Source organism: Clostridium sp. (assembly GCF_050717545.1).
In the GTDB taxonomy this organism is placed as follows: Bacteria; Bacillota; Clostridia; order Clostridiales; family Clostridiaceae; genus Clostridium_AD.
This window is the reverse complement of sequence record NZ_JBOITN010000023.1, coordinates 1-8,495: the sequence shown is the minus strand read 5'-3', so window position 1 is coordinate 8,495 and position 8,495 is coordinate 1. Positions and strand designations below refer to the sequence as shown.

General features: G+C 29.9%; 7 protein-coding genes, 1 tRNA gene and 1 pseudogene. 5 read left to right on the top strand and 4 right to left on the bottom strand.

Going from position 1 to position 8,495, the window contains the following annotated elements; all coding sequences use genetic code 11:
- Positions 1-149 precede the first annotated feature (149 nt).
- Positions 150-781 (top strand): annotated as a pseudogene (locus tag ACREVX_RS05340) (CAP domain-containing protein).
- 271 nt (positions 782-1,052) lie between these two features.
- The gene (locus ACREVX_RS05335) at positions 1,053-3,161 is read left to right on the top strand and encodes a methyl-accepting chemotaxis protein (RefSeq protein WP_431543134.1); all 2,109 of its coding nucleotides are present in this window, start codon (positions 1,053-1,055) and stop codon (positions 3,159-3,161) included.
- Positions 3,162-3,393: 232 nt separating this feature from the next.
- Here the strand turns inward: ACREVX_RS05335 and ACREVX_RS05330 are convergent, their stop codons facing one another.
- Positions 3,394-3,546 carry a hypothetical protein gene (locus ACREVX_RS05330; protein ID WP_431543133.1) on the bottom strand — a complete coding sequence of 51 codons (153 nt, stop codon included), beginning with the start codon at positions 3,544-3,546 and terminating at the stop codon, positions 3,394-3,396.
- Between the two features lie 234 nt (positions 3,547-3,780).
- Here ACREVX_RS05330 and ACREVX_RS05325 point away from each other — a divergent pair, with 234 nt between their 5' ends.
- Both ACREVX_RS05325 and ACREVX_RS05320 read left to right on the top strand, forming a co-directional pair.
- Positions 3,781-4,734, top strand: a complete 954-nt coding sequence (locus ACREVX_RS05325) for a ParM/StbA family protein (protein WP_431543132.1) — start codon at positions 3,781-3,783, stop codon at positions 4,732-4,734.
- Between the two features lie 16 nt (positions 4,735-4,750).
- A complete protein-coding gene (locus tag ACREVX_RS05320; protein WP_431543131.1) occupies positions 4,751-5,098 on the top strand; it encodes a hypothetical protein in 348 nt (115 codons plus the stop codon).
- 10 nt (positions 5,099-5,108) lie between these two features.
- On the opposite strand, the gene ACREVX_RS05315 is transcribed toward ACREVX_RS05320, so the two are convergent.
- The 3 genes from ACREVX_RS05315 to ACREVX_RS05305 all read right to left on the bottom strand — a co-directional run bounded on the left by ACREVX_RS05315 (position 5,109) and on the right by ACREVX_RS05305 (position 8,063).
- A complete protein-coding gene (locus ACREVX_RS05315; RefSeq protein ID WP_431543130.1) occupies positions 5,109-5,993 on the bottom strand; it encodes a phosphatidylserine decarboxylase in 885 nt (294 codons plus the stop codon).
- A gap of 37 nt (positions 5,994-6,030) precedes the next feature.
- On the bottom strand, positions 6,031-7,632 hold the full coding sequence (locus tag ACREVX_RS05310) for an ABC1 kinase family protein (RefSeq protein ID WP_431543129.1): 1,602 nt from the start codon (positions 7,630-7,632) through the stop codon (positions 6,031-6,033).
- A gap of 116 nt (positions 7,633-7,748) precedes the next feature.
- Positions 7,749-8,063 (bottom strand): phasin family protein, encoded by a 315-nt coding sequence (locus tag ACREVX_RS05305; RefSeq protein WP_431543128.1) that lies wholly within the window; start codon positions 8,061-8,063, stop codon positions 7,749-7,751.
- A gap of 184 nt (positions 8,064-8,247) precedes the next feature.
- On the opposite strand from ACREVX_RS05305, the gene ACREVX_RS05300 reads away from it, so the two are divergent.
- Positions 8,248-8,324, top strand: a tRNA-Arg gene (locus tag ACREVX_RS05300).
- Positions 8,325-8,495 lie beyond the last annotated feature (171 nt).

The following is an 8,495-nucleotide window of genomic DNA, read 5'->3' as shown; positions in this document are numbered from 1 at the left end:
GTTGGGTTAGATACAACAATTATACCAGAAAGAGGGGGGTCATTGCTTTTTTTGTTAAAAGTAGCTACAATCCTTGCAATAGCAGGGTTTTAAATAAATAAAACAAAGATAGTGTTTACACTATCATTTTAGAAGGGGGGGTACAAAATATGAATAAGTCAGTTAATGCATTAATTTTAACTTTAAGTATTTTAGCTACAAGCGGAATAAGTTCAATTGCTTCTGCTCAAGTATTTACAAATATTAACTATACTGTTAAATCAGGAGATAGCATATGGAGAATTTGCTACAAGTATAAAGTACGCGTATCAGAGGTAATAGGGGCTAATCCTCAAATATCGAATCCGAATTTGATATACGTAAATCAAATTGTAAAAGTCCCAAATTTATCATCAGTAAAATTAATAGAAAAACAAGTAGTTACAATTCTAAATTCAGAAAGAGCAAAAGCTAACCTCACTCCATTAAAACTTAATTGGCAGTTATCAAGGGTGGCTAGATATAAGTCTCAAGATATGATAGATAAAAATTATTTTTCACATCAATCGCCAACTTATGATTCAACATTTGATATGATGAAAAATTTTGGAATTAAATATATGGCGGCAGATGAGAACATAGCATATGGTCAAAGAACTGCTACAGAAGTAATGAAAGGTTGGATGAACTGCCGGGACATAGAGCTAATATACTAAGTAAAAACTATAGCGAGATAGGTGTAGGACTTGCTAAAAAATCTGATGGAACTTGTTATTGGACACAACAATTTATTGGAAGATAGATTTTACGGCTAAAAGAAATATAATATAAGAAACGTTCAAAATTATAAATTAAAATTATAGGTTTTTTAAAAAAAAAGATAGTAATAAACCCCAGTAACTTTAATAGTTATTGGGGTTTGTTGCTTTAAAAATTACTTGTATTATGACAATTATTAAAATTAATATTGAAAAATATGAATTTTATGTTAATATATATAAGTATAATTAAAATTAGTTTAAACGGAATAATTAACTTTATAAATACATCTAAACCAAATAAGGGGGATCTTAATGCATTTTAAAAATTGGAATTTTATAAAGAAGAATAAAGGTAAACATAAAACAAACGGCATATCTATTACAAAAAAAATACCATTACTTATTGGATCATTAATAATTATAGCTATGGTAATAACTTCTATTTTTACATACATAAAGTCATCAGAGATAATATTTGATCAAAGTAAAGCTGAAATGATGTCTACTAATAAAAGAGCAATAGAGACTATTTCTGTAATGATCGAAAAACAGCAAGCGCAGGTACAAACTTTATCTAGTACAAAACAAATAATGGATATTATGAATTTAAAGGATAAAACTAATGCTACTGCTGTTAATCAATATGAAAGCATAATAAATGGAAACAATAAAAAATTCTCTAAGTATATTTCAGATAATAGTAATGTGGAAAGAGTTTTTCTAGTAGATACTGCTGGAAATATAATATCTGATAGTGATAAATCATTTTTAGGAAAAAATGTAGCAAGTGAAACATATAACGCATCCAGCATTAGTGGGAAGCAATTTATAGGGGAAACCAAAAATTCTTCTATAACAGGGCATCCAACTATGGTTTTTACCAGTCCAATAATAGATGAAGATAAAAATGATGAAATATTAGGATATGTAGCAGCATTAGTATACCCAGAAAGTTTTTCAAAATATACGAAGGACATAACTGTATCTAACAGTAAATCAAGTTATGCTTATTTAGTTGATGAAAAAGGGATAATGTTATACCATAAAAGTGAAGATAAAATAGGAAAAGAAGTTGAAAATGCGTCAATAAAAGATGTTGTCAGTAAAGTTATAAAAGGAGAAAAGGTGGAAACAAGTACCGCAGAGTATACTTTTAAAGGCGTTAAAAAATTCTCGTCTTATGGTATTGTTCCGATTACGAATTGGACATTTGTTGTTACGGGAGATATTAATGAAATTATGCAACCAGTGAATCAAATGACGAAGAGAACTGTGATCATAGCTATACTTGTAAGTATATTTTCTATATTGGCTGGTATAATCGCATCAAGTATAATAGTATATCCATTGAAAAAGGTAACTCTATTAGTTGATAAAACATCTAAACTTGATTTAAGTGAAGACACTAATATAGAAAAATTAATTAAAAATAAAGATGAGATTGGAACTATATCCAGGGCTATTGTTAATATGAGAAAGACGTTAAAAGATGTTGTACAAGATTTAATTGAAGCCTCAGAAAATATAAGCACGAACGAACGCACGGTTGAGAAGCTAACAGGAGTGTTAAAGGTAAAAACGGAAGAAAGTTCTGTTGAAACTGAGAGTTTATCAGCTGGAATGCAAGAAACGGCAGCGACGGCCGAGGAAATTTCTGCATCTTCTGGAGAGATGAAAATTATGGTTAATTCAATAGCTGTTAAGGCGTCAGAGGGAGCGAGCATTGCTCAAAGCATAGTTCAAAAAGCAAATGGGATTACTATGGGTACGACTGGATCTAAAGAGGAAACCGATAAAATGTATAATGGTATAAAGAAGCAGTTAGAAGTTGCAATAGAAGGATCAAAAGCAGTTGAGGAAATACATGGACTAGCAACTTCGATACTTCAGATAACTAGGCAAACTAATTTATTAGCACTAAATGCGGCTATAGAAGCTGCTAGAGCTGGTGAAGCTGGCAAAGGGTTTGCAGTTGTTGCAGACGAGGTTAGAAAGCTCGCAGAGCAATCTGGAGCAACAGCTGCGAGCATTCAAAATATAGTTAAGGTTGTAAGCGATTCTGTGAAAAATCTATCCGGTAGTTCTATTAAAATGTTAGATTTTATGGATGATGAAATTTCTCTAAACTATGAGATTATTATGGGGACCGGAAAAGAATATATAGGTGATGCAGAAAATTTTAATAATTTTATGAAGGAATTTGACGAGACGGCTCAGCATTTAAATATATCAATAAATGGAATCGTAATTGCAATAGACCAAGTAGCTGGCACTGTTAATGAAGGTGCACAAGGGATATTTACTATATCTGATAAAGGGCGCGATATTGTGAATGAAATGGAAGAAATAAAGAAAACCACAAGTGGCAATAAAATTAGCGCTGAGAAATTAAAAGATATAACTTTAAAATTTAAAATTTAACTACATTTCAGCTCCTTAGGAGATGATTTAACAATAAAGATAGGACTGAAACATCATTTCAGTCCTATCTTTTCGTATATTAATACAGAAGTTCCAAAACATGATTTTGAAAAACAGAATATCTATTGATCTGATAGTTAATGTAAACGTAAAATAACTATAAGTTTATATTAGTTATTTTACGTTTACAATAATTCTTAAGTATGTTTGTTTAAGAAAAGTAATAATTACTTTAACTAACAAAAGCTGATAAATATTCACTAATATGTTTAGAAATCTCTTTTCTTATCCAATTGTTATTACACAATAATTCATACTGCTGTTCTGTAATCCTAATAGATAATACTTTTGTTTTGCTATTAGCCCCTTTTTTTCTACCCCTCATATTCTCCTCCTAAATATAATTTTACATTTAATGTAAACCTAATATAATTATAAGTATAGCTTAATTATTTAATGTTTACAATAATTTAAAAAATATTTATTGTAAATATTGTAATATATTCAAGTTTGTAGTATATTGATAAGGTAGTAAAAGTAATAATTTTTAATACTTTACTAGTAATAAAAGTATTACTTAGTAATACTTTTATTACAAATCAGAATAAGGGAGGATATTATGATTAATCAAGTTATTTTTTTAGGACAAGACCATGGATATTCGGCATTGAAGGATTCTACTAACAACTGCTTTACAAGTAGTGTATTAGAAGGCAAAAAGTTAGCTGTAGCATCAGATGATACTATTGAAGTTAAGATTGGCGATAAATACTATACTATAACAAACCAAGGCAAAAAACTTGCGGGTATAAACAAGGTAAAGGAACAAATTGATAGAGATATAATTAAAGTGTTAACATTAGCATCTATTTATAAATCATCATTCGTTCAAGTAGACAATGTAGAATGTAATCTATGTGTAGGATTACCAATTCAATATTATAACCAACAATGCGAAACTTTTGAGCAATATATAAAAAGTGCTTGTGATAACCAAATAGTTAGTGTCAATGGTGGCAATGAGAAGCTTATAAATATAAGTAATATAACAACTATTCCTCAAGCATCAGGTATGCCTTTTTTGTATGAGGGGGAGTTTAAGGATATACCTAACAGCGTTGTTATAGATTTTGGATATTACACTATAGACGTGAGTTTCTATAGTTTTATGGACCTTGAGGATCTCTATGCATCTATGCCTACAGGTACAAAAGATATTTTCGGTAAGCTTTCTAGACGTTTGAATGAAGAATTTAATATAAATATTAATGAAAAAGATATAGAGAAAATACTTCAGAAGGGCTACGTGAAAGATATGGATGGAAAAGTACAGGATTTGTCAGTACTCGACGCATTAAAAGATAATTACATATACGACATAATTACTAGCCTTAAAGCGGAATATAGACAAATAGGACAAGCTGATAAAATTTTTATAATTGGTGGAGGTGCCATCTCATTTAAAGAATATATTAAAAAATATCTTAAGAATGATGTTGTATTTGTTGAAAATCCTCGCTTTGCAAATGCAAATTCATTTCAGAAAGTTGCCCAATTATCATTCAAAAATTAAAGTGAGGTTATAAATAATGGGGAATAAGGTTACTTTTAAACGTGTAAAATCCATAGTTTTTGGAAAACAAGATGAGGAGTTATTTAATGAATTAAATAAGTCGGGATACTTTGATAAAAACTGGAATAACAAAATAAAGGAACTTATAAAATCAGATTTATATGGTAGTAAAAAAAATCTGATGACTTTTACTAAAGAGCAGGAGCTGAGTATAGTTGATATTATTAAAAAATATGTAAAAAATATTGAGTTATTGCCTAATGACAAAGCCAGTACCGAAGTTGCGTGTGATAAAGAAAATATAGATAAAAGCAAAGAAGCTCTTCAAGCATTACGTAATCTTCAAAGATTTAGAAAAAAATAGGACTGAAAAATTATTTCAGTCCTATTTTTTCGCCCATTAATACAGAAGTTTCATAACCTAATTCAGTTTGGTATATTAAATCTTCATCGATTTTCATAACATCTTTCTTGAAAAATAGAATAACTGTGGATCCACCAAATTTAAAGTAGCCTTTTTCATCACCCTTTTTAACTTTAGATCCAGAGTCATAATCTTGAATAATTGTTCCCACGCAAGTAGCACCAACCTCCACGTATATAACATCATTAAAGTTATCTGAGTGAAAAATACTCCATTCCCTTTTATTTTGGCAAAATAATTTTTTTACACTTCTTAAGGCAACGGGGTTAACTGAATAATAATGACCTTTAATTTTTATGGTTTCGTTACATACTCCGTCATCAATAAAATGAAATCTATGATAATCAGTTGGGCATAACCTAAAAATTAAACATGTGCCTCCGTTGTATAGATTGTATACTTCATTATCCTCTAAGAGCTCTTTAAGTGAATAAGTAAAACCTTTTATTTGAACTAAATTATTCAAGTTAATATTTTCATAAGCGGAGATTTTGCCGTCACAAGGTGAGATCAGAATATTATGATCTTTATCAATTAAGCGAGTTTGGGGATTTAAAGTTCTTATAAAAAAATCATTAAAAGACGAATATTCATTGAAGGTTTTATCGTATATAGACATATTGATGTCTAAGGTTTTAATAAAAGACTCAATTTTTCTAGAGCTTATTTTAGCATCACAGTAATAACCATATAATTTTGAAAATAGATTTTTCTTAAGGAGTAATTCAACTAGTCCTTTTCCACTAGGAGAGGAATAAGACCAATTTAAATATTTTTCGCCAGCTACCTTTTCAATTTCATATTTGTTTTGTTTTCTATTATAATATTTAATCATTGAAATACCTCTTTTTTTATAAGAATATATGTATTGTTTATATTTTACCAGACTTTATTATAGAAATTAGTAACCAAAAACCCATAACTGCAGCAGTTATAAAACCAGTTATACCAACAAGTGATATATTATATATTTTGGGCCCTATATTAGAATTTATAAGTGTAGAAGAACCTATAATTGTAGAAGATATAATAAGAGCAAAAACCAATCTATTTATACCTTTATTTAATTCACTTATAGGAGTGCTCAGATTTTTATGCTCTAGTTGTAGTTTAATTCTACCACTTACTAGACTATCGGACAGTTCAATAATTTTTGAGGGAATTTTAAATGAGTCTCTAACAAATGAATATGACCTGATAAGCAAAGTATCAAGATCTAAATCGGCAAATGGTGAAAATTTATTATTTGCTTTTACGTATGGGATTGCTATATCTATTATTTTTATATCAGGAGCGATACTTGCAATTACACCTTCTAAAATTACAAGAGCTCTTATTAGTAGTGTAAAGTCACGAGGCAGACGGATATTGTTTTGCCTTGCTATATCAAAAATTTCAGATAGCATAACTGAAATTTGAATGTTATTTAATGATACTGAAAGATAATTTAAAAGAAGATAATCTAAATCTTCATGAAGTTTATTTCTGTTTACATATCCCTTTTTTATACCAATCGACAAAAGGGATGAAATCATTTTATTTATGTCATTAAAGGCCACTGCGGATATCATGTCATTTAGGGTTGATTTTAATGAATTTGAGAGGCTTCCCATAATTCCAAAATCTATAAAACAAATCTTACCCTCATACACAAATATATTTCCAGGGTGTGGATCGCCGTGGAAAAAACCATCTTGTAAAACTTGTTTTAAATACGATAGAGCTAATTTCTTAGCTAAATCTTGAAGGTCGTAGTTGCCAAGGTTTAGTTTTTCCATGTTATCTATTTTAAATCCGTAAATTCTTTCCATAGTTAAAACCTTAGTACTTGATAGTTCATCAATCACATAAGGAACATATAAAAAGGCTACATCTTTGTTGAAAGTTCTAAAGGTATGTATATTTTGACTTTCATTTTTAAAATCAAGTTCAAGTTCCGTTATTAAAAGTATTTCATGTAATGCTTGCTCTGGGTCAATTAGTGCGTCAGAAAATTTTGCTTTTGTAAACTTTACTATACGCATTAGTATATTAATATCAAGCTTCATCTTCTGCGCAATATCTGGCCTTTGAACCTTTACTACAACCATCCTGCCATCTTTTAATATAGCTTTATGTACTTGTGAAATTGAGGCAGAAGCTAATGGTTTTTCATAAAATTTTTCAAAACACTGGCTCGTTGATAGTGAAAACTCATCGAAAAACACTTTTTCTATAGTTTCAATGCTTTCTGGAAGTACATTATCCTGTAGTTTTGAAAGTTCCACTATATAATCAGGTGATAATAAATCTGGTCTAGTGCTTAATATTTGTCCGATTTTTATAAAGGTAGGGCCTAGTTCTTCAAAGGCCATCCTTAGATTTTGCGGAAGTTTATTTTGTTTATTGAATTTAGAGTCTACTATATATCCAAATCCATAAAATCCAAGAACTTTAATAATTTCTCTAAATCGATTAACGGAATTTAGTCGCATTTTATACCTCACTTAAATCATCACCTACGCATGCTACAGTTTTCGTTCATTGGTGATTTGATATTAGTTGTTTAAAAAGAAAGCCCTAACTTTAAGAAGGGCTTTTAATTATGAATTTATGAATTAGAAATTTCTAAAGCTGTTAATCTTTTATTTAGATTTTCAATATCTTCTTTAGTTGCAAGGTTCATTTCTTGTAACAGCGCAGCTATATCTTCTTTTGTTAAAGGTTTATTATCGTTTGCTAAAGAATTATCTACTTCCTTTTTTTCTTTTACAGTTCTTTTTAATTCTTCAGATAAATCTTTACCCTCTTCAAAGGTTAATTTACCCTTTTGCATTAAATCATCAATTAAAGTTGTAGCTTTTTCATAAGTATAAGCTGCAGATCCAAGTCCGGCGAGAAAAAAATTCTTAATATCAGTATTCAATAAATACACCTCCAAAGTTAATAGTATATACTGTACAGTATATACTATTTTATGAATTAAAATCCTAACAATAAGTAAACAACTATAATGTTTTTAAAAATATTGTAAATTTATAGTTTTAAGTAGCCATAGGTTGACATACTTATAAAAGTGTAATATCATGGTTAAGTAGTATATAAAACATGCACCCGTAGCTCAGTTGGATAGAGCGTCCCCCTCCTAAGGGGAAGGTCGGAGGTTCGACTCCTCTCGTGTGCACCAAAAAAACTAGTAGAGTAACCTCTACTAGTTTTTTGTACGTCCAGCATGTTCGCTGAGCCGATAGGCAGAAAGAAGCCTACGTCACCTAACCAACGGGAAGACAACCTGAGAGCAAGGGCGCTACTGGCAACGGTAGGGTCTGAAGGAAGCAGCAGGGGAAATGTGGAACAT